Raw genomic sequence first — 20,741 nt, forward strand, 5'->3', positions numbered from 1 at the left:
CCATTCATGTACCATTTACTAACAGACAACATGCATAGAACATCTACTTTTGGGCAACTGCCCCACCCTCAGAAGACGTTCCCGGGAGCAAGGCGCTGGAAGTTACGCTTCCTGGGGATGTTGCTGCTCTGCCTGTTTTTGGTGGGGCAAGCCTTTGGGCAAACCTTTACGGTGAGCGGCGTGGTGCGCGATGATACCGGCACCGGTCTGGCCGGGGTCACCGTACAACTGAAAGGGGCCACCACCGCCACGGCCACCAATTCAGACGGCAGTTATTCTTTGAGCGTCCCCAGCGGAAGCGGTACGTTGGTGTTCACCTACATCGGGTTCCAGACGCAGGAAGTCGCCATCAATGACCGATCTACCCTCAACGTCACGCTGGCCACCGACCAACAGGCGCTAGATGAAGTTGTTGTGGTGGGGTACGGAACGCAGCAGAAAAGCCAGGTGACCGGGGCCATTTCGTCTATCAAAGGAGCCAGTCTGGCCCAAACACAGGCGGTTGATCTGAGTACCGCTCTGCAAGGTCAGGCCTCTGGCGTGAACGTCACCTCCCCTACCGGCGCGCCGGGTACCGAGGCGGTGATCAGAATCAGGGGAATTGGCACGCTTAACAACAGCAATCCACTCTTTATTATTGACGGGGTGCCCGTGACCGGAGGTCTGAACACCATCTCGCCCAATGACATTGAATCCATTGAGGTGCTGAAAGACGCCGCTGCCTCGGCCATTTACGGGGCCCGGGCCGCCAACGGCGTGGTGCTGGTGACCACCAAATCGGGGAAGGCAGGGAAAAACGAAATTGCCGTGGAGGCTACGTACGGCTTGGCCAGCGCCATCGGCTTGCCGGAGATGGTGAGTACCGCCGAGTTCATTGAATTGCAGAACGAGGCTTTTACGAATGACGGCGCCACCACCCGCAACAATGACAACGCCGCCACGCTCCCTAATACGGATTGGCTAGATGCCACTTTTCGCACAGCAGGTATCCAGCGGTACAACCTCAGTTTCTCCGGCGGCAACGACGTGACCCGGTACTATCTCTCCGGCAACCTGGTGAACCAGGAGGGCACCATCCAGAACTCAGAGTTCAAGCGCTACGGCCTCCGGTCCAACGTGAGCAGCACCGTGCGCAAATGGCTCACCGTGGGCGAGAACCTGAACCTCACCTATGACTACACCAAAGCCCTGGGTGCCTCCGGCGATGGCGGTCGGCCCGGCAGTTTGCCTGGCGTGGTTAGGTATGCGCTGCTGCGGCCCAACGCCATTCCCATTTATGACCCCGTTACCGGATTTTACACCGATTTGCCGCCCGCCTCGCTCTACCAGAACTCCATTCTGTACGGCGATGCCAAAAACCCGCTCGCCATCGCTGATTACCGCAATCGGGCGCTGGACCGCTACCGGGCTGTGGGCAACATTTACGCCGAAGTCACGTTCCTTGATGATTTCCGCCTGCGCACCGATGCGGGCCTCGATTTCTCTTTGCAGGAACAGCAGCAGTACAACGGCCAGATTCCCGGCGACCGCACCACCCTCACCGACAAGGACAAGTCCCTGGATAAATTCCGGCACCGCTACTACACCCTCAACTGGACCAATACCCTCAACTACAACCACAATTTCAACGAAGCCCATGACGTAGGTTTCACCCTGGGCACCGAGTACGTGACTTTCGTAGTAGATTACCTGTCTGCGGCCCGCAATGGCTATGATAACCGCACCGATGCCAACCCAGACCTGCAGTACCTGGACTTCGGGCTGGGGCAGCAGTTCAGCAGTGGCGTGGAGGAAGAATGGGCCCTGATGTCCTATTTCGGGCGCGTTTCTTATGCTTTTAAGGAAAAATACCTCTTAACTGCCAACCTGCGCGCTGATGCTTCTTCCCGCTTTAGTGAGAACAATAGAACTGGGTATTTCCCATCTGTTTCGGTGGGTTGGAATTTGGCTCGGGAGAATTTCATGCAGAACGTGACCTGGCTACCAGACCTGAAACTGCGCGCCAGCTGGGGCCAGTTGGGCAACCAGGAAATCGGGTTGTACCCGTTTGCTACGCTGTACTCCACCTCCAACGGCGTGTTGCAGCCCATCAGCCTAGGCAACCCCGATGTGAAATGGGAAACAACCGAGCAGACCAACGTTGGGCTGGACGCCTCGCTGTTCCAGGGTATGGTGAACCTGAGCGTGGATTACTTTGACAAGCAGTCCCGCGACATCCTCATTCAACTGCCCGCCTCCTACACCAACGGAGACGCCACGCCGCCTTACGTGAACGGGGCCAAACTCTCCAACAAAGGCTGGGACTTCACGCTCAACTATCGGCAGAGCACCGGCGGCTTCTCCTGGGATGTGACCGGCAACCTGACCACGGTGAAAAACCGAGTGGAGTCATTGTACCAATCCAAGGAGCAGATCCTTTCCTCGGGCTCCGGCAGCGTGATTCTGCGCGAGGGTTTGCCGCTGAGTGCGTTTTACGGCTATAAAACCAACGGGCTGTTCCAAACCGAGGAAGACGTGCAAGCCTACGTCAACACCACCGGCGAACAGTTGCAGCCCAACGCCCAACCCGGCGACATCCGGTTCGTGGACGTGAACAATGACGGCAAGATTGACGATGCCGACCGCACCATCATCGGGGATCCTAACCCAGATCTGTTGTACAGCCTGAACGGAACCTTCAGCTACAAGAACTTTGACCTGAACCTGTTCTTCAACGGCGTGTACGGCAACGACATCTACAACGAGGTTGACAACATCATCAACAGCTTTGACGCGCGCGGCTTCAACGTGAAGCGGGATTTCTACGAGGAACGCTGGCACGGCGCGGGCACCAGCAACTCCATGCCCCGGGCCACCTACCAGGACCCCAACAACAACCGTCGTTCCTCTGATAGGTACGTGGAAAGCGGCTCCTATCTGCGCCTCAAAAACGTGGTACTGGGCTACACCTTGCCCGGTTCCCTGATGCAGCGGGTGGGCGTCACCAGAGCCCGGGTGTATGTCAGCGCCCAGAATCTCTTCACCATCACCGACTACGGCGGTATGGACCCAGAGCTGTACACCAATGAGAACCTGGCCAACTACGGCGACCTGGGTCGGGGCATTGACATGGGCACGTATCCGCAGTCGCGCATCTACACCTTCGGGTTGCAGTTGGGCTTCTAACTATTGGTTGAGGCCTTCGGGCCGGTTATTCCACCCAAACTATCAGACATGAAAAAGTATATTTATAGCCTGTTTTTGCTAATAGTCCTGCAAACCAGTTGCCAAGACGAGCTGGACAAACTCCCGCAGGGGAAACTCACCGGGGGGAACGTCTTCACCCAGGCCAGTGATTTCCAGTTGGCCATTGACGCCGTGTACCTGCCCATCACCAACCGGTTCAGGGGCAATTGGGAGTGGGAAAACGGGGCCTCCATCCCCCGCGAATGGGTCATTGGTGATGTCATGAGCGATGATGCCGTAAAAGGAGGCGGCGGCTTGGGCGACCAGGAAGATATGAGAAGGATGGAGACCTTCAACATCTTTCCCGAGAACAACAATGTGCTGGGTATCTGGCGCTTCAACTACAAGGGCATCAATGCGGCCAACACGTTTCTGCAGCAGGACGGGAGCAACATACCTGGCCTCAGCGCTGACCTTTACAACCGCATGCGCGGCGAAGCCTACTTTCTGAGGGCCTTCTACTACTTCCGGCTGGTGGTCAATTTTGGCGGGGTGCCGCTCCTGGCCCCCGAACAAGGCAAGAATACCAACAACGTGCGGGCATCGGTGCAGGAGGTCTACGCGCAGATTGAAAGCGATCTGGCCCAGGCCATGCAACTGCTGCCCATGTCCTACCCCGAGGACGCCAATTACCACCGCGCCACCAGCGGGGCGGCCCATGCGCTGCTGGCCAAAACCTACCTCTACCGCGAGCGGTGGCAGGACTGCCTCAACGAGATCGCCGAGGTGCAGAACTCGGGCTACATGCTGTTGCCCGAGTTTGAGGACAATTTCAACGGCGAGGGCGAAAGAGGCAAGGAAATCATCTTCGCTTCCCGGCACGAGGCGGGTCTGGTGCCCTCTCAGGGCTCTATCCTGAACGCCGTATTCGCGCCGCAGGGCAAAGGCTGGGGCTTCCAGATTCCCACGCAGGACCTGGTGGATGAATTCGAGCCGAATGACCCTCGGCTGAAGGCCACCGTCTTCATGGCCGGCGACAAGTGGCTGGACGGCTCAGACTACAACCCTGCCTGGTCTCCGCTCACCGGCTACAACGTGAAGAAGTTCATGCAGAATGTGACGCCCATTGACGACGGGGGCATAGACTTTATCTACATCCGCTACGCCGATGTGCTGCTCTGGAAAGCCGAATGCCACGCCGAGCTGAACCAACTGGCCGAGGCCCGGGCCGCGCTGGAACAGGTGCGGGCGCGCGCCAGAAACCAGGCCACTGATCCCTCGGCTTTGCCGGAAGTCACCACCAACGACCAGCAGGAATTGCTTGCAGCCATCCGGCACGAGCGGCGGGTAGAACTGGCCTTTGAGGGACATCGCTACTATGACCTGGTGCGCTGGGGCATCGCCGATGAGGTGCTGGCTAAGGCTCCCGATGCTGATCCGCTCAAAGGCTATAAAGACTACGGGAACGGCTGGCAACCCAGCAATGCCCTGCTGCCCATCCCCCGCCGCGAAGTTGATTTACTGGGTTTACCGCAAAACTAGGCCGAAAACGCCCACTCCTGAACTGAAAGAGCCGGGCTTCATCTTCCACCGAAAAACCTGTTATCCCCTATGAAAAATATACTTCTATCTACTTCTACCCTGCTCCTAATTCTGGGACTGGCCGCTTGCCAGCGCAACCAACAGGAGAAAGCCGAGCAGAGCCAGGCCTCGGCCACTGGTCAGCAAACCACCGAGGATTGGACCATTGGTCCCTTCGTGAAAGCCGATGCTGCCAACCCAGTCCTCGTTCCTGACCCCAAGGCCAAGTTTTATGATCCCATCCGCAAAGATTCCGTTGCCTGGGAGGCCAAAGACGTATTCAACCCCACGGTGGCCGTCCGCAACGATACGGTGTACATGCTGTACCGCGCCGAGGACAAGATTGGGAAATTCGCGGGAACATCGCGGCTGGGCCTGGCCTACAGCACCGATGGCCTCAAGTTCACCAAGTACCCGGCCCCGGTCCTCTACCCCGATAACGATGCCTACAAAGCCCTGGAATGGGAAGGCGGCTGCGAGGACCCCCGCATGGTGGAGGACGAGAACGGCACCTATTACCTCACCTACACCGCCTATGACGGTAAAACCGCCCGCCTCATGATCGCTACCTCCAAGGACCTGCGGAACTGGAAAAAGCACGGCTCGGTGTTCAAAAACGTGAAAAACGGCAAATACGTGAACTACTGGACCAAGGCGGGCTCCATCATCGCGCGGCAGGTGGGCAACCGTTTGGTGGCTACCAAAATCAACGGCAAGTACCAGATGCTGTGGGGCGAATCCAATATCTACATGGCCACCTCCGATAACCTGATTGACTGGACCCCGGTCCCCGAGACCGACCCCACCAAGGCCAAACCCGACAGCATGCGCGGCTACGACGATGCCTTCAAAGTGGTCTTCCAACCCCGCAAACGCCAGTTTGACAGCGAACTGGTAGAACCCGGTCCGCCCGCCCTGATCACTGACAGAGGCATTGTCTTCATCTACAACAGCAAAAACAGCCCCACCTACGGAGACACCACCCTGGCCGCCGGGAACTACGCCGCCGGGCAAGTGCTCCTGGACAAAAACGATCCGTTCAAAGTGCTGGCCCGCACCCCCAAATGGTTCATCACCCCAGACAAGGACTACGAGATTAACGGCCAGGTAGACAACGTCTGTTTCGTGGAAGGCCTGGCGCCGTTCAAAGGCAAATGGTTCCTCTACTACGGCACCGCAGATTCCAAAATCGCGGCCACTGTGGCAAACCAGAAAGGCAGGGTTAATGCCACGGCATCGCGGTAAAGCACGGTTGAGTTTGACGTTAAACAGAAAGAGCCTGCAGGTTGCTGCAGGCTCTTTCTGTTTTGGCCCTCTTTTCCTGTAAACAGGGCTAAAGCACCTTTACATCAATTTATAGTGAGAAGTAGTTTAGAAAAGGACAAAGGTTAGAATCCTGTTTGTGGCAGGTGCTGTTGCCTCGGCGGCCTAGCTTGGGGAAGGCAGCGCCCTTTCATCCTGCCGGATGACGTCGTTACAGTGTAACGACGCTACAAATTGGTCTGTAGCGACGTTACACTGTAACGACGTACGCATTCCCTCAGAACTTTCGCGATATAGTGAAATGCTGGAGGCTCATTCTGTTTTAGACCCATTTCCCTAAAAACGTGTCCTAAACGCTTCTTCTATTTAAAAGGCGAATTCGGCTCTTTCTTCATTTGGTTGTACACCAACTTATCGGTGAGGCCGGGCAGAAACTTACCTAACAATACCGCTAATTTCCCTTGGGTGGTGAGCACCAGTTCGCGTTTGCGCTTGCGGGTAGCTTCCAGAATGCGGTCGGCTACTTCCTCGGCGGTCATCATCTTGGCTTCGTCGCGCGGGGATTCTCCCTGCTGGCTGCCGTCGGCGGAGAGGGCGGTGTTGCGGATGTTGGAGGCGGTAAAACCGGGGCAGGCGATCATCACGTGCAGGCCCTGGTGCAGCGTCTCGGTGCGGAGGGCGCCCAGAAAGCCTTGCATCGCGAACTTAGAAGCCGAGTAGCCCGTGCGGCCTGGCAGCCCCTGGTAACCGGCTATGGAAGACACGCCAATCACCGATCCTTTGGATTTCAGCAGGTACGGCAGCGCGAATTTGGTGCAGTACACGGTTCCCCAGAAATTGATGTCCATCAACTGCCGGATCACGCTCAGATCCACATCCTGGAAAAGCGCCCGCATGCTGATGCCCGCGTTGTTCAGCATCACGTCTATCTTCCCGAACCGGGCCACGGTTTCGTCTATCAGCTTACGGCAATCTTCCTCAATGCTGACATCGCCGGTTACGGCCAGATACTCTACGCCTGCGGCATTCAGTTCCTGGCCTACTTCCTGCAATTTCTGCGCATTCCGGGCCGAGATCACGATTTTTCCGCCGGCCCGTCCGAACGCCAGGGCGCAGGCTCTTCCAATGCCCGACGATCCGCCGGTGATAATGACAACTTTATCTTTCATGTTCAAATGCTTCATTTGCCGCATAGCAGCCGCCGCAAATCTACAATAAGTTTCGCACCATTTTCCCCATCTGGTTACCGCACTTGCTGTGGCACACCCTCAACAATCACCAAAGCAACGTGGGGGTAAACGGCAGAAAAGCCGTCATTACTTCTAACCACCTTCAAAAAGGTGCTTTAGCACGTTTACCATGAAAAAATTTTTCTTCTCTCTTGCAGCGCTTTTGGCCATGGCTGCGGATGGTTTCTCCCAAACTACATCAGGCACTTCCCTGGAATACCGGCCGGTTCAGTTCTCGGTCACACCGGGTTTAGGCTCTAACGGAAAACAGAGCGAGCAGTACTACACCTCCTTTTCCTTCGGGGTGCTGGGCGATAAAAGCGGCGGGGTGAGCGGCGTCCAACTCAGCGGGTTGATCAACCGGAGCCGCTATTTCTCCAAAGGCCTGCAATTGGCCGGGCTCATCAACACCGTGGGGGCGCTACCCACCGACTTTTCCATGCCCCAGCGCCAAAAACCAGATTCCCTCATCTCTCCCGAAGCCAGCCTGGAAGGTCTTCAGTTAGGCGGAATCCTGAACTCAGTGGAGGGTGATGTGAACGGGGCCCAGATTGGTGGGGTGATCAATACGGCCACCGGCGTGCTGAACGGCTTGCAGATTGGCACCATCAACCGGACGCGTCATTCCAAAGGTTTGCAGATTGGGGTGATCAACATCGTCGATTCCAGCAGCGGGGCTACGTTGGGCGTGGTGAACATTGTGCGGCACGGCGGCTATTACCGGGCCGAGGTTTGGGCCGGGGAAACTTTCTTCGCCAACGGGGCGCTCAAAATGGGTACCCAGAAACTGTACAGCATCTTCGCGCTGGGCTGGGGTCCGCACGAGGGCAAGCACCACTTTGGGTACGGACTGGGGCTGGGTTTTCCGGTGAACCCCAAAGGCATGTTCCTGGATGTGCTCATTTACCAGGTGAGCGAAAACAAGTTCTGGACCAACGGCTCCAGCAACCTCCTGGAACAGGTGCGCCTCACCAAAGAGCGGGACTTCGGGAAAGTGGCGCTGCTGTACGGGGCCACGCTCAACGTGTTCGTCTCTAACCGGCGTCCGCTGAAAGCCGGCGAAGACCCGGGCATGAAACTGGAACCCTGGCCTTTGTTTGAGAACGTCTCCCGGCAGTCGCGCGTAGTGGTGTGGCCCGGCGTGAACCTGGGTGTCCGATTCAAAAAGTAGTAGCCTACTGTTTCAGGGCTGTTTTCCAGAAAATAGCCCTGAATCGGAACACTTCTATATCAATGAGTTCGCTGCTATGTTTGCCGGTACCTACGTTTCCTTTTCCTGAATGAACCCCGATTTCTCCCAAACCCGTTTTTATGCCGATTTCCTGAAAACTCCTTTGAAACGCATTTGCCGGAAAAGGCCCTGGTGCAGAGTTTTCTTTGTAATTTTGCGGCATTGTGAGAAAATTCAAGAAAAAGAAACATAAATACGAGGTCATCCCGCAGCTGCGCGTGGAGGAAATGGCCGCGGAAGGCAAGTGCATTTCCCGCCATGACAACCTGGTGGTGTTCATCTCAGATGTGGCCCCCGGCGATGTGGTAGACGTGCGCGTGACCAAAAAACGGAAGAACTACCTGGAGGCGGTGCCGGTGCATTTCCACGAGTACTCTGAGGCCCGTACCCAGCCGTTCTGCGAGCACTTCAATGTCTGCGGCGGCTGCAAGTGGCAGCATATTCCGTATGACACCCAGCTGTTCTACAAGCAGAAGCAGGTGAATGACAACATTGAGCGCATTGGCAAGATCAAAGGCCACGAGATGCTGCCCATTCTGCCGTCTGACCGCGTGAGCTTTTACCGCAACAAACTGGAGTTCACGTTCTCAGACTTCGCCTGGCTCACCAAAGAGCAGATTGACAGCGGCGTTGATATGGACCGCCGGGCGCTGGGTTTCCACGTTCCGCTGCGCTTTGACAAGATCGTGGACATTCAGCACTGCTACCTGCAACCCGCTCCGTCTAACGAGATCAGGCTGGCGGTGAAGAACTACGCGCGGGAAAACAACCTGCCGTTTTTTGACCTGGTGAAACAAGAGGGCTTTTTACGCAACCTCATCATCAGAACCGCCAACACCGGCGACCTGATGGTGATTGTGCAGGTGTTCCAGGACCGGCCGGAGTGGTTGACTCCTTTGCTGGATTTCCTGCTGCAGCAGTTTCCGCAGATTACCTCTTTGCAGTACGTGATTAATAATAAAGGCAACGAGACCTTCCATGACCTGGACGTGGTGTGCTACCACGGCGATCCGTACATCCATGAGCAGATGGAAGGGCTTCGGTTTAGAGTGGGGCCTAAGTCGTTTTACCAGACCAACTCAGAGCAGGCGTACAACCTGTATAAACTGACCCGCGAGTTCGCGCTGCTCAACAGCACCCAGATTGTGTATGACCTGTACACCGGGGCGGGCACCATCGCCAACTTCGTGGCCCGATCCTGCGCGCAGGTGATTGGCATTGAGTACGTGGCCAGCGCCATTGAAGACGCCAAGATCAACTCGCAGATCAACGACATCACCAACACGCACTTCTACGCCGGCGATATGAAGGACGTGCTCACCACCGAGCTCTTCGCCAAACACGGCCGCCCCGACGTGATCATCACCGATCCGCCCCGCGCCGGCATGCACCCAGACGTGGTAGCCAAATTGCTGGAGGTAAAAGCCAACCGCATTGTGTACGTGAGCTGCAACCCCGCCACCCAGGCCCGCGACCTGGAAATGCTCGCGGAACTGTACGATGTGGTGAAAATTCAGCCCGTAGACATGTTCCCGCAGACCTACCACGTAGAAAGCGTGGCCTTGCTTACGCTGAAAAGCTAAGTTTTCGTTTCAGGGCTGGTTTCCAGAAATCAGCCCTGAAACGAATCTCTTTAAAAGATAATACGTGCTACTTGTTACGCACTACTCCATACTTCTATGCATAACGATCCAGAACTGAACGGCAAATATTTAGGCACCATCACCAAGGATTTCGCGCAGGTTTCCGAAACCCTGAAAGAAGCCTCTTACCAGATCCGGAAGCGCGATATCTCCAAGTACCCCATCTTCGTGTTTTCCCGGGAGATCACCAAAATAGGCGGTTTACTCATTGCCGCCGAGGAGCGCGATCTTGAGTGGAACATCAACGCCTCTTACCTGGAGGATTTCGTGAACCGCCAACTGGTGGCCGCCGACAAAACCGAGGAGTTTGAGCAAGCCTACCGCGATGCCGACGAATATTGCTGCCTCTTCGTGATTGACCGCGATTTCATGAACTTCGTGTTCGTGCCGTACCCGGAGGATTAAAAACCTTTGGGGTTTTCGAAACCTCACAAGGTTGACGTTTCCAGCCCGATATCCTGAAAACACCCTCTAAACAGCAAGCCCCAACTTCTAGCAGGAAGTTGGGGCTTGCTGTTTAAAAATTGACCAATCTTACCCGAAGTGATTCCAGCCTTGGGCTTTGATGGGGAACGTGTTGCCGCTTGGCGTTACCAAGCGAACGCCTTCGCCGGCATCGGTGATGTTGCCGATGATGGTGATGTCTGGGTGGTTCCGGATTTTGTCGTAATCAGACATTTTCACGGTGAAGAGCAGTTCGTAGTCTTCGCCGCCGTTCAGGATGCAGGTCACGGGGTCCAGTTTGAACTCCTCGGCAGTTTCCAGGGTCTGCTGGTCGGCGGGCAGTTTGTCCTGGTAAATGGCCGCCCCTACCCGGCTCTGTGAACAGATGTGCAGCAGTTCAGAGCCTAATCCGTCAGAGATATCAATCATGGAGGTGGGGTGTACGCCCAGATCGCGCAGTTCATGGATTACGTCCATGCGCGCCTCCGGCCGAAGCTGACGGCCCACCACGTAATCCTTCCCTTCCAGTTCTGGCTGGGTCTCTGGATCGGCTAAGTAGGCTTGTTTCTCGCGCTCCAGCAACTGTAAACCCAAATAGGCGCCGCCTAAGTCGCCGGTCACGCAGATCAGGTCATTGAGTTGCGCGGTGCTGCGCAACACGGCTTTTCCTTTCTCCACCTCGCCCAGGGCCGTGATGCTGATGACCAAGCCTCCGCGCGAGGCAGTGGTATCGCCGCCCACCAGGTCCACTTTGTAGTTCTCGCAGGCAATGCGCATGCCGGCGTACAGTTCCTCAATGGCCTCTACGGTGTACCGGGCGCCAATGGCCAGGCTCACCACAATCTGGGTAGGCGTGGCGTTCATGGCGGCAATGTCTGAGACGTTCACGGCCACGGCTTTATAGCCCAGGTGCTTGAGCGGGCAGAACGAGAGGTCAAAATGTACGTTCTCTACCAGCATATCAGAGGTGACCACAATCTGCTTCTGGCCGGGCTCCAGCACAGCGGCGTCGTCGCCAATGCCCACCACGGTAGACGGATTGTTTATTTCCAATTGCTCCTGCAAACGACGAATCAGGCCAAATTCGCCCAGATTTTCCAAAGGTGTATAGTCAGACATGGGGTTTTCAGATATAATTTTTGTCAAAACCAATGCGAAAGAGCATCAGATATACGTTTTCGGCTTATTTTTAGAAAAACTTGCCTGAAACGCAAAGATAGCTTTTTCCTCGGCACCTTTCATGCTACGTCATTCCGCCCCCAATGACCATGCAAATTTGCTAACAGGCGTTCGGTTTAGTAGCTTTGATTGTAAACAGTACCTCTATGTCTAGTACCCCAATGTCGCGTAAAGAACAGATTGACCAAGTTGCCACTTCCCTTTTCAAATCAAGAGGCTTTGCCGCCACCACCATGCGTGACCTGGCTCTTGAACTGGGCATTGAAGCCGGAAGCCTCTACTCCCACATCAAATCAAAGGAGGATATTCTGCAACGTGTCTGTTTTAAGATGGCCGATGAGTTCAACGCCGCATTTGACGAGGTGAAAAACCAGGACGTGCCACCCAGCGAGAAACTGCGCCTGGCCATTGCCGCCCACGTGCGCGTTCTGACCAAGAACCCTCCGGCTGCCGGCGTGTTCCTGAACGAGTGGCGTCATTTGAGCGAGCCTTCGCTGAGCAAATTCCACGAGATGCGCTTTCAGTACGAGGAAAGCCTTCGCGAGATTGTGCGCGCCGGCATGGCCACGGGCGAGTTCAAGGTGAACGACGAGAAATTTGTGGTGCTCACCCTGCTTTCCAGCCTGAACTGGCTGCACATGTGGTACAAGCCTGAAGGCAAGATGAGCCCCGATGATATCGCCGAGTTCCTTTCCAACCTGTTGCTGAACGGCCTTAAACATTTCTAAGCCACAATAATTCTATTCCTTCGGCAGTTCTTTCAAAAACTGTTTTAGACGGTATTGGCAAGACGCATGTTCTTTCCCCCAACCTGCCAGGCTAAAAATCTAAACCATATTGCCCCAGGTGTAACGGGAAACGGTTTTGATACGTTTGCAGGGTGTCTGACCAAATATTAAGTAAGACAGATGTTAAAGCGACAGGCACTGGCCCGGCTTTATAAAGTAAGTACTTATGAAAAAGGAATTATTCTTTGGAGTGGCCGTGGCACTGGCAGTGGGCATAATGGGTTGCGCCAAAGACTCAGGGAAAACGGGCAAGCTGGTACGCCCCATCTCTGATGAGCAGCTTAAGCAAGAAATCACGGTTCTTTACGATACCCTCAACGGCAAGTGGAACGTGATGATGCAGAGCGATAGCGTGAAAAACCACCAGATGGAGGAACTGCTGGCGGCTATTCCCCCAGAAGCCATTCAGGCCCAGGAACGCGCCAACCTGCAACAGTCCATCCACCGGCTTACCTCGCTCCGGTACGACCGCAAAACCGTGCGCGACTCAGACCGGATAGACGCTTATGACATGGCGCAGGATTCTGTTTTCAGGGCTTTACGGTCTTATCTGCCCGAAAACGGCCCCACAGGCGTGGCTCTGGTAGATTCCCTGAATGAGTCCATCACCAGCCTGCATACCGGAACCGTTTTCTACCGAGGCCGCTACGACCAAACGGCCAAAGAGCTGAACACCCTGCTGCGCCGCTACAAAAAACAGCTGCCCAACCTGGGCAAACCCTACGATACCCTGCAGCCAGCCCCTTTATTTCAGTGGGTAGACAAAAACGCTAAAACCACCGACGAAGAGGAAGAACAATAAATCTCTTCCGGCCTGGATAAAACAGAAAAGCCTCAGAAGTTACATCTGAGGCTTTTCTGTTTTATGGCTGTTTTCCTGCAAAGGAACCGAAAACCGGTTATTTCACGTCTAACTGCTCTAACTCGCCTTTCACAAAGTCCACCAGCGACTGGATGTACTCAGGGGAGAAATCGAAGCGAATGCCGGCGGCGGCGTAGATTTCCCCAATGGTGGCGGTGTAGCCCAGGCTGAGGGCATTTTTGTAGCCTTCCAGCGCGGCTTCGGGCTCAGATTTGAAGCGCTTCCAGACGGCAACGGCACCCAACTGAGCCATGGCGTACTCCACGTAGTAGAACGGCACCTCGTACACGTGCAGCTGTTTCTGCCAGATGTACGGTTTAATGTGCTCCAGGCCGCTCCAGTCTACTTCCTGCAGGTTGAATTCCTCAAAGATGCGCACCCAGTTCTGATGGCGCTCCTCCACGGTATGGTTGGGGTTCTCGTACACCCAGTGCTGGAATTTATCTACGGTGGCTACCCACGGGAACGTCTCCAGAACGCCTTCCAGGTGCTGGCGCTTAGCGCGTACCAAATCCTCCTGGTTCGGGAAAAAGATGTCCCAGTGATCCAGGGTAAGCAGTTCCATAGACATGGAGGCCAGTTCGGCTACCTCAGACGGTGGGTGCTTGGCGGCGTTCAACGGCAGATCACGGGTCAGGAAGGAATGCACCGCGTGGCCGCCTTCGTGCAACAGGGTCACTACATCACGCAGTGAGGAAGTCGCATTCATGAAGATGAACGGCACCCCTATCTCGTCCAGCGGATAGTTGTAACCGCCCGGGGCTTTGCCTTTGCGGGACTCCAGATCCAGGTGGCCCATTTCGCGCATGGTTACCAGGCAGTCGCCCAGGAAAGAATCCAGACGGTAGAAGATCTCGATGGTTTTGGAAAGCAGTTCGTCTCCCTGCTTGAACGGCTCCAGCGGAGGCTTCAGGCTAGGGTCTACGTCCATGTCCCACGGGCGAAGGGTGTCCAAGCCCAACAGTTCTTTGCGCTCCCGGTCCAGTTGGCGGGTGACCGGCACTACTTTCTCTTTGATGGCCTGGTGAAACGAGAACGTATCCTCAGGACCGTAGTCAAACCGGCCCAGGGCGGCGAACATGTAATCACGGAAGTTCTCAAAACCGGCGTTCACGGCTACCTGGTGGCGCAGTTGGATCAACTCGGTGTACAGATCATCCAGCTTTTCTTTATCTTCCAGGCGGCGTTTCTGAATAGCCAGGTAGGCTTCCTCGCGCACGGCCCGATCGGTTTGCTTCAGGCGGTCGGCGGCGCGTTGCAGGGTCATCTCCTCGCCATCCAGGGTCACCATCATGGCCCCGGCAATGGCGCCGTACTGCTGCTGCTTGGTGCTGATCTCGGTCTGCAGCGGAATGTTCTCCTCCCGGAACAGCTCAATGGCCCGGCGCACGCCCCGCAGATAAATGCGGAACCGCTGCTCATCCAGCCCCTGCACGTACGGCGACTCCACCAACTTGCGGTTGAAGGCATCGTCATAGGGCGAGGCTTTGGGCTCAATCTCGGTCACGAAGAACTGGAACGCCTGGGTGAGCGCCTCGTCCTGGGTGTCGCAGGTCATCTTGATGTAGCGCCAGGCCAAGTTCTCAGAGAGCACGCTCTCCAGTTCGCTGCGGTCAGCAATCCACTTTTCAAGATCTTCCTGCGAATTTATCGCACGGGTTTTCAGTTCCTCGAAGTAAGGCTCCAAGGCAGCCCAATCCGTTACCTCGAAATCTTCGGGCAGGTACTGGCGGGTTTTGCGCTGCGGCAGCGCGAGTGTTTTGGGGGTGTTTTCCATATAACAGGAGAAAAACAATTAACCAATCTCAATCACTACGTCGGCGGTAAGCGGGTGGCCAACGCAGTTCAATACATACCCTTGGGCAATCTCGGCATCAGAGAGGCCTTCGCGCTCATCTAAATGCACGCGACCGCTGAGGCATTTGCCCATACAGGCGGTACATAGACCTGCCTGGCAGGAATAAGGTAAATCAATATCGGCTTTCAGGCCAGCTTCCAGGATGGTCTCATTTGGTTTCACTTCCAACTGATATTCCTGTCCCTCATAAATAATGGTAACGGTACGGACGATGATCTCGTCTGAGTCTGCCGCCGCGGTTACGTCAGCCCCGTGCTCCTCGGTGGAGGTAGGCGCGGTAAAGCTTTCTTTGAAGATCTGGTTGTTGGGCACACGCATGAAATGCAGGGCCTCGCGCACCTCGTTCATCATGGCCTCGGGTCCGCACATGTAGAAGCTTTCCTGCTGGTAACCGGGTACTCTCAGGTTCTCCAAAAGGCGCAACACCATGGTACGGTCCAGCAAACCAATGTGCTCCTGTGCCTCTGTGGCGTCTACAATAGACTCATTGAACACGTGCACAATCTTGAGGTTCTGCGGGTATTGCTGCTCCAGTTGCGCCAACTGGTCTTTGAAGATAACCGATTCCAGGTTGCGGTTTCCGTACACGAGCGTGATGCGGCTCTGTGGTTCATGCTTCAGGGTGCTTTTGAGCATAGACATGAGCGGCGTGATGCCGCTACCACCGCCAAACAGGAAAATATGGCGTTTCTGGGAGGCATCGGGCTTCAGGATGAAATTTCCCAGCGGCGCCATCACCTCAATGGTCTGCCCTACCTGGGCATTATCTACCAGATAATTAGACATAAGGCCGCCTTCTACCCGCTTCACGGTCACGGAGAAATACGGCTCGCTGGGGATGCTGCACAAAGAATATGACCGGCGTACTTTCTGGCCGTTCACCGGCAAAATCAAGGTCAAAAACTGACCAGGGATGTATGGGATGTTGTTTTTGTCTGGATGGTCTAAATGAAGGGTGATGGCATCTGATGTCTCTTGGGTGATCTCGGCCACCTTCATGGTATAATAAGCGTTGCTCATAGTTTGTATGTACGAAAAACGAGTAAGTTCAGCATTTACTGACTCTAATTAAAGCAGGAAAGTTACAACATTTCATATACCAACCCGAACTTAGGCTAAAAAAAGCGGCCGTACGTTTGTTTTTCCTGTAACTTGCCACGTTCCTTTTTCACCAAAGTACGTTTCTGAGCCCTTTTATGGAAAACGCTTCCAAACTGATCTCGCTCCTCTCCGCCCGCGCCTCGTCTTTCGCTTCCATCCTGGATCATGACCTCAACGCCCCGGATGTGGTGAGGCTAGATTTTACCGCTGAAAACAAAGCCCTTCTGCAAACCGATTTCAAAGACACCGCTTCATTTGAGCAGTTTGTCTTAGAGATGCTGCGCCAGCAAAATGCAACGGTTGGAGTGGGAGGTTATTTTGAAAACCGGGTCATTTACCGCCGCAGCGAGCACTTTGAAGGAACTGCCGAGTCCAGATCTGTGCACTTGGGCGTGGACATCTGGGCCCCTGCCCACCTACCTATCTACGCGCCCCTGGCCGGAACCGTCCACAGTTTCCAGGACAACGACAACTTCGGGGATTACGGCCCTACCATTATCCTGGCGCATGAACTGGAAGGCATCACGTTCTACACCTTATATGGTCACCTTAGCCGTACCTCTTTGGAAGGTTTGTATGCCGGCAAACCCATTGCCGCCGGAAACCAGATTGCCACCATGGGCCCCTACCCCGAGAACGGTGATTGGCCCCCGCACCTGCATTTCCAGGTCATGACCAACCTGTTAGGTAAAAGCGGCGATTTCCCGGGTGTCTGCGCGCCTTCTGAGGAAGGATACTACCGGCAGATTTGTATTGACCCGAATTTGATTTTGGGATCACGGCATCTGCACTAACCTTCTTTTATGAAAAGTGTAGGCCTTTGAAAAGAAAGTCGAAACCAGGTAATTCCATTATCTTTTTAAGATCATGATTACTTAGCGTGAGAAAAGATGCCTTTTAACAGGTTATTGGTTAAATCCTGCTCAAATCATAATCGTCACTCCTTCATCTTAAAGTTATCATCCATCATTCCTAATACTGTATGTTTGAAGCCGACCGTTTTCTAACCCGCATCCAAGATTTCGCTTTGTTGTATGGCATCAAGATTCTGGTAGCCATCTTTATTCTGATTGTGGGGCTTTGGCTTATCCGGCGCATCACTGATTTCGCGTACCGTATCATGACCCGGGAGAATGTGGACCCGTCATTGCGGCCGTTTCTCAAGAATATCCTCAACATTGTGCTGCTGGTTTTGCTCATCATGGTGGTAATTGACCAGGTGGGCCTGGAGGTTACTTCTTTCATAGCCTTGCTGGGATCAGCCGGTCTGGCGGTGGGATTGGCTCTGCAGGGCAGTTTGGCCAATTTTGCGGGTGGGGTGCTGATTTTAACCATCAAGCCTTTTAGGGTGGGCGACTTTATTGAGGCGCAAGGGCAGAAAGGAACCGTCTCGCTGATTAATATCTTCAATACCGTCATTAAAACCGAAGACAACAAGACCATCTATTTACCCAACGGTCCGCTGGCCTCAGCGGTAGTGGTGAACTATGACGTGGAGAACGTACGCCGGTTAGATGTGACCTACACGGTGGATGCCTCGGTGCCGCTGTCCAGAATCAGGGAAGTCCTCAACCGGATCATCGCCACTGATAAGCAGATCATCCAGGAACCGGCCCCATCGGTGGGAGTGGAAAAACTGGCTGGACAAACCATGACCTTGTCAGTGAAGGTGTGGGTGCAACGCGGAGATTACCGTTTTCAGCAGGTCTCTGAATCCCTGAATGAGAAAGTGAAAGAAGCTTTTGAGCAGGAAGGAATCGAACTGAAGTAAGGTTCGGCAAATAATCACAGTCTCAGAAAACGTATTTCCTCAAGCCGTAATTTCTCATAAAAGCAGATCCCCGTTTCGGCGCTACTTCCTGGAAAATAGCGCTGAAACGGGGATCTGCTTTTAATCAAACTTGATGGCTTTCACTGGGCTGATGCGGGCGATGAGGAAGGTGGGCAGCAGGACCGAAAGCATGGTCAAAATAAAGGTGATGCCGTTGATGCCTACCCAAATGCGCCAATCCCAGTAGATGGGCACGGTGTCCATGTAGTAGTTTTCTGGGTCAAGCGGAATGAGGTGGAAATAGTCCTGCACCAGACAGAAAAGCAGGGCCAGCAGGTTCCCGCCAATCAAACCGGCAATGGTGAGGCGCAGCCCTCGGTGTAGGAAAATACCCCTGATTTGTCCGTTGGTGGCGCCCATGGCCTTTAAAGCGCCAATCATGTTGGTGCGCTCCAGAATCATGATAAACAGCGTGGACACCATATTGAACGTGGCAACAAACACAATCAGCACCAGAAAGATGATCACGTTCCGCTTGAGGAGCTCCAGCCAATCGAAGAGCTGGGCGTAGGTGTCGGTGATTTTCTCCAGTTGCAAATCGTAGTTCATCTTATCAAAGACCTGGCTCGTGACGGTATCAATCTGGGTGAAATCGCTTAACAAAATTTCGTAGCCGCCCACCAGGGAATCGGGCCACTGGTTTAAGTCCCGGATTTGCTGCAAATCGCCTAAAACGTACACGTTGTCAAATTCCTCCAGGCCGGTTTTGAAGATTCCTTTCACCTCGAACCTCCGCATGCGGGGCGGGTTCTGGATAAAGTAAAACAGCACGCGGTCGCCTACTTTCAATCTGAGCTTATCGGCCATGATCTGGCTCATCATGATCTGGTTGGAGGCGGCGGTATCGCTGAACTCCAGCACTGAGCCCGAGACCAGGTTGGCGCGCATCCCCCGGAAATCATAGGTAGAATCCACGCCCTTCAGCACCACGCCCAGCACTTCTTCCTCGGTTTTCACGATGGCCGTCTTACGGGCGAACGGCTGCAGGTGCGACACCCCGGGGATCTTGCGGTAATCTTCCAGGCCCGTGGAGGTGCCCATGGGATAGCCCTCAAAGGAATTGTTGGTGTCAAATTTGCTGATCTGCAGGTGCCCGCCAAAGCTGAAGATCTTCTCCTGGATCTCGTGGCGGAACCCTTCCAGGATCGCGAAAGACACAATCATGATAGCAATGCCTAGCCCTACGCTGAACTTTGCTATTTTTGTGACCGAGGCGGTAAAAGAGTCTGATCGGGCGCCGGCCAAACGGCTGGCTATATATCGGGAAAGATTCACTTCGTCAAATTTGTGCTTAAAGATAGTTATCTGTACTTAAACTAAACCTATGCTCTTCACTCTCCTCCGCACGGCAATGCTCTGCGCCACACTGGCCGGCGGCAAACCAGCCGCGTCAACGCCGGTGGCCAGTACCCCGGCAATCAGCCCGGAAGCGGCTAAAACAACTTTGGCGCAGCCTGTCCCGGCTTCGGCCACTCTCCTAACGGGCGCGCAGCAAACAGAGTTATACTTGCCGTACCTGCAGGGCAAGCGCGTGGGCATGGTGGTGAACCAGACCTCCACCATCGGGAAAACGCACCTGGTGGATACGCTGTTGAGCCGAGGCGTGAAGATCACCATGATTTTTGCCCCGGAGCATGGTTTTCGCGGCGATGCCGATGCCGGAGCCCACATCAGTAACTCCACCGACTCTAAAACTGGTTTGCCTATCCTTTCCTTGTATGGGAAGAACAAAAAACCCAGTGCCGAGCAACTGAAAGATGTAGACGTAGTTCTGTTCGATATCCAAGACGTGGGCGTGCGCTTCTACACCTACAGCAGTACCATGCACTACGTGATGGAGGCCCTTGCCGAGCAGAAGAAGCCTATGCTGCTGTTGGACCGCCCTAACCCCATCGGGTACCTCATTGACGGTCCTATCCTGAAGCCGCAGTTCAAGTCATTTGTGGGCATGAACACAATTCCCATCTCGCACGGGCTTACGCTGGGCGAGTATGCTTTGATGATCAACGGCGAAAAATGGCTCCAAAACGGCGTGCAGGCCGAAGTGAAGATTATTCCGGTGAAGGGCTACCACCATAAAATGTTCTATTCGCTGCCTATCAAGCCGTCGCCTAACCTGCCCAACGACCAGTCCATTAAGCTGTATCCGTTCCTGTGTCTCTTTGAAGGGACTACGGTGAGCCAGGGCCGTGGTACGCACACGCCGTTCCAGGTAATCGGGGCGCCGTATTATCCTGACAAAGCCTTCTCGTTCACGCCCGTGCCTATTCCCGGCATGTCCATGGACCCGCCGTACAAAAACCAGGTTTGCTACGGAAAAGACTTGACCAACCTGAAACTGAAGGAGAATTTCACTCTCAGCTATTTACTGGACTTTTATCAGAAATCAGGGCAAAAAGAGAAGTTCTTCAACAACTTCTTCAAGAGCCTGGCCGGCACCGACGAGCTGCAGAAACAGATCATGGCCGGCATGAGCGAGAAAGAAATCCGGAATTCCTGGAAACCGGGCTTAGAGGCCTATAAAAAAATGCGCAAGCAGTACCTGCTTTACCCAGACTTTGAATAA

Annotated in this window: 17 protein-coding genes; 11 read left to right on the forward strand and 6 right to left on the reverse strand. The window is 54.6% G+C overall.

The features are described from left to right. Window positions 1–30: 30 nt before the first annotated feature. The 3 genes from JT719_RS07595 (at window position 31) to JT719_RS07605 (ending at window position 5,991) form a co-directional block, all read left to right on the forward strand. On the forward strand, window positions 31–3,165 hold the full coding sequence (locus JT719_RS07595) for a SusC/RagA family TonB-linked outer membrane protein (protein ID WP_207432183.1): 3,135 nt from the start codon (window positions 31–33) through the stop codon (window positions 3,163–3,165). A 48-nt stretch (window positions 3,166–3,213) separates the two neighbouring features. After that, window positions 3,214–4,707: a RagB/SusD family nutrient uptake outer membrane protein gene (locus JT719_RS07600; RefSeq protein WP_207432184.1), complete on the forward strand. Its 1,494-nt coding sequence runs from the start codon at window positions 3,214–3,216 to the stop codon at window positions 4,705–4,707. Window positions 4,708–4,776: 69 nt separating this feature from the next. Next, a complete protein-coding gene (locus JT719_RS07605; RefSeq protein ID WP_207432185.1) occupies window positions 4,777–5,991 on the forward strand; it encodes a glycoside hydrolase family 130 protein in 1,215 nt (404 codons plus the stop codon). A 380-nt stretch (window positions 5,992–6,371) separates the two neighbouring features. On the opposite strand, the gene JT719_RS07610 is transcribed toward JT719_RS07605, so the two are convergent. Continuing rightward, complete coding sequence (locus JT719_RS07610) at window positions 6,372–7,178, reverse strand: SDR family oxidoreductase (RefSeq protein ID WP_207432186.1); 807 nt, start codon at window positions 7,176–7,178, stop codon at window positions 6,372–6,374. 190 nt (window positions 7,179–7,368) lie between these two features. Between JT719_RS07610 and JT719_RS07615 the strand changes: the two genes are divergently transcribed. Continuing rightward, complete coding sequence (locus JT719_RS07615) at window positions 7,369–8,409, forward strand: LA_2272 family surface repeat-containing protein (protein WP_207432187.1); 1,041 nt, start codon at window positions 7,369–7,371, stop codon at window positions 8,407–8,409. A 4-nt stretch (window positions 8,410–8,413) separates the two neighbouring features. Here the strand turns inward: JT719_RS07615 and JT719_RS07620 are convergent, their stop codons facing one another. Beyond that, window positions 8,414–8,632, reverse strand: a complete 219-nt coding sequence (locus tag JT719_RS07620; RefSeq protein WP_207432188.1) for a hypothetical protein — start codon at window positions 8,630–8,632, stop codon at window positions 8,414–8,416. Between the two features lies 1 nt (window position 8,633). Here JT719_RS07620 and rlmD point away from each other — a divergent pair, with 1 nt between their 5' ends. After that, a complete protein-coding gene (gene rlmD / locus JT719_RS07625; protein WP_341350746.1) occupies window positions 8,634–10,052 on the forward strand; it encodes a 23S rRNA (uracil(1939)-C(5))-methyltransferase RlmD in 1,419 nt (472 codons plus the stop codon). A gap of 96 nt (window positions 10,053–10,148) precedes the next feature. Beyond that, window positions 10,149–10,517 (forward strand): hypothetical protein, encoded by a 369-nt coding sequence (locus tag JT719_RS07630; RefSeq protein WP_207432190.1) that lies wholly within the window; start codon window positions 10,149–10,151, stop codon window positions 10,515–10,517. A 129-nt stretch (window positions 10,518–10,646) separates the two neighbouring features. Here the strand turns inward: JT719_RS07630 and thiL are convergent, their stop codons facing one another. Further along, entirely contained in the window at window positions 10,647–11,675 is a 1,029-nt protein-coding gene (thiL, locus tag JT719_RS07635) for a thiamine-phosphate kinase (RefSeq protein ID WP_207432192.1), read from the reverse strand. Window positions 11,676–11,881: 206 nt separating this feature from the next. On the opposite strand from thiL, the gene JT719_RS07640 reads away from it, so the two are divergent. Together JT719_RS07640 and JT719_RS07645 are read left to right on the forward strand one after the other, a co-directional pair. After that, window positions 11,882–12,463, forward strand: coding sequence for a TetR/AcrR family transcriptional regulator (locus JT719_RS07640; protein ID WP_242693099.1), 582 nt, complete (start codon window positions 11,882–11,884; stop codon window positions 12,461–12,463). A 226-nt stretch (window positions 12,464–12,689) separates the two neighbouring features. Beyond that, window positions 12,690–13,325 (forward strand): hypothetical protein, encoded by a 636-nt coding sequence (locus tag JT719_RS07645; RefSeq protein WP_207432195.1) that lies wholly within the window; start codon window positions 12,690–12,692, stop codon window positions 13,323–13,325. A gap of 97 nt (window positions 13,326–13,422) precedes the next feature. Here JT719_RS07645 and JT719_RS07650 read toward each other — a convergent pair whose 3' ends face one another. Continuing rightward, window positions 13,423–15,162: a M3 family oligoendopeptidase gene (locus JT719_RS07650; protein WP_207432197.1), complete on the reverse strand. Its 1,740-nt coding sequence runs from the start codon at window positions 15,160–15,162 to the stop codon at window positions 13,423–13,425. An 18-nt stretch (window positions 15,163–15,180) separates the two neighbouring features. Next, the gene (locus JT719_RS07655) at window positions 15,181–16,263 is read right to left on the reverse strand and encodes a ferredoxin--NADP reductase (protein ID WP_207432199.1); all 1,083 of its coding nucleotides are present in this window, start codon (window positions 16,261–16,263) and stop codon (window positions 15,181–15,183) included. A 176-nt stretch (window positions 16,264–16,439) separates the two neighbouring features. Here JT719_RS07655 and JT719_RS07660 point away from each other — a divergent pair, with 176 nt between their 5' ends. Together JT719_RS07660 and JT719_RS07665 are read left to right on the forward strand one after the other, a co-directional pair. Next, complete coding sequence (locus tag JT719_RS07660; RefSeq protein WP_207432201.1) at window positions 16,440–17,138, forward strand: peptidoglycan DD-metalloendopeptidase family protein; 699 nt, start codon at window positions 16,440–16,442, stop codon at window positions 17,136–17,138. Window positions 17,139–17,326: 188 nt separating this feature from the next. Beyond that, a complete protein-coding gene (locus JT719_RS07665) occupies window positions 17,327–18,115 on the forward strand; it encodes a mechanosensitive ion channel family protein (protein WP_207432203.1) in 789 nt (262 codons plus the stop codon). A gap of 120 nt (window positions 18,116–18,235) precedes the next feature. Here JT719_RS07665 and JT719_RS07670 read toward each other — a convergent pair whose 3' ends face one another. Then, the gene (locus JT719_RS07670; protein ID WP_207432205.1) at window positions 18,236–19,450 is read right to left on the reverse strand and encodes an FtsX-like permease family protein; all 1,215 of its coding nucleotides are present in this window, start codon (window positions 19,448–19,450) and stop codon (window positions 18,236–18,238) included. Window positions 19,451–19,499: 49 nt separating this feature from the next. Here JT719_RS07670 and JT719_RS07675 point away from each other — a divergent pair, with 49 nt between their 5' ends. Beyond that, window positions 19,500–20,741, forward strand: a complete 1,242-nt coding sequence (locus tag JT719_RS07675; RefSeq protein WP_242693100.1) for a DUF1343 domain-containing protein — start codon at window positions 19,500–19,502, stop codon at window positions 20,739–20,741.

Source organism: Sabulibacter ruber (genome assembly GCF_017355955.1).
Lineage (GTDB): Bacteria > Bacteroidota > Bacteroidia > Cytophagales > Hymenobacteraceae > Nibribacter > Nibribacter ruber_A.

Coding starts and splice junctions, on each gene's coding strand:
- JT719_RS07595 (WP_207432183.1), top strand. CDS start 31: ATGCATAGAACATCTACTTTTGGGCAACTGCCCCACCCTCAGAAGACG.
- JT719_RS07600 (WP_207432184.1), top strand. CDS start 3,214: ATGAAAAAGTATATTTATAGCCTGTTTTTGCTAATAGTCCTGCAAACC.
- JT719_RS07605 (WP_207432185.1), top strand. CDS start 4,777: ATGAAAAATATACTTCTATCTACTTCTACCCTGCTCCTAATTCTGGGA.
- JT719_RS07610 (WP_207432186.1), bottom strand. CDS start 7,178: ATGAAAGATAAAGTTGTCATTATCACCGGCGGATCGTCGGGCATTGGA.
- JT719_RS07615 (WP_207432187.1), top strand. CDS start 7,369: ATGAAAAAATTTTTCTTCTCTCTTGCAGCGCTTTTGGCCATGGCTGCG.
- JT719_RS07620 (WP_207432188.1), bottom strand. CDS start 8,632: ATGCCGCAAAATTACAAAGAAAACTCTGCACCAGGGCCTTTTCCGGCA.
- JT719_RS07630 (WP_207432190.1), top strand. CDS start 10,149: ATGCATAACGATCCAGAACTGAACGGCAAATATTTAGGCACCATCACC.
- thiL (WP_207432192.1), bottom strand. CDS start 11,675: ATGTCTGACTATACACCTTTGGAAAATCTGGGCGAATTTGGCCTGATT.
- JT719_RS07640 (WP_242693099.1), top strand. CDS start 11,882: ATGTCTAGTACCCCAATGTCGCGTAAAGAACAGATTGACCAAGTTGCC.
- JT719_RS07645 (WP_207432195.1), top strand. CDS start 12,690: ATGAAAAAGGAATTATTCTTTGGAGTGGCCGTGGCACTGGCAGTGGGC.
- JT719_RS07650 (WP_207432197.1), bottom strand. CDS start 15,162: ATGGAAAACACCCCCAAAACACTCGCGCTGCCGCAGCGCAAAACCCGC.
- JT719_RS07655 (WP_207432199.1), bottom strand. CDS start 16,263: ATGAGCAACGCTTATTATACCATGAAGGTGGCCGAGATCACCCAAGAG.
- JT719_RS07660 (WP_207432201.1), top strand. CDS start 16,440: ATGGAAAACGCTTCCAAACTGATCTCGCTCCTCTCCGCCCGCGCCTCG.
- JT719_RS07665 (WP_207432203.1), top strand. CDS start 17,327: ATGTTTGAAGCCGACCGTTTTCTAACCCGCATCCAAGATTTCGCTTTG.
- JT719_RS07675 (WP_242693100.1), top strand. CDS start 19,500: ATGCTCTTCACTCTCCTCCGCACGGCAATGCTCTGCGCCACACTGGCC.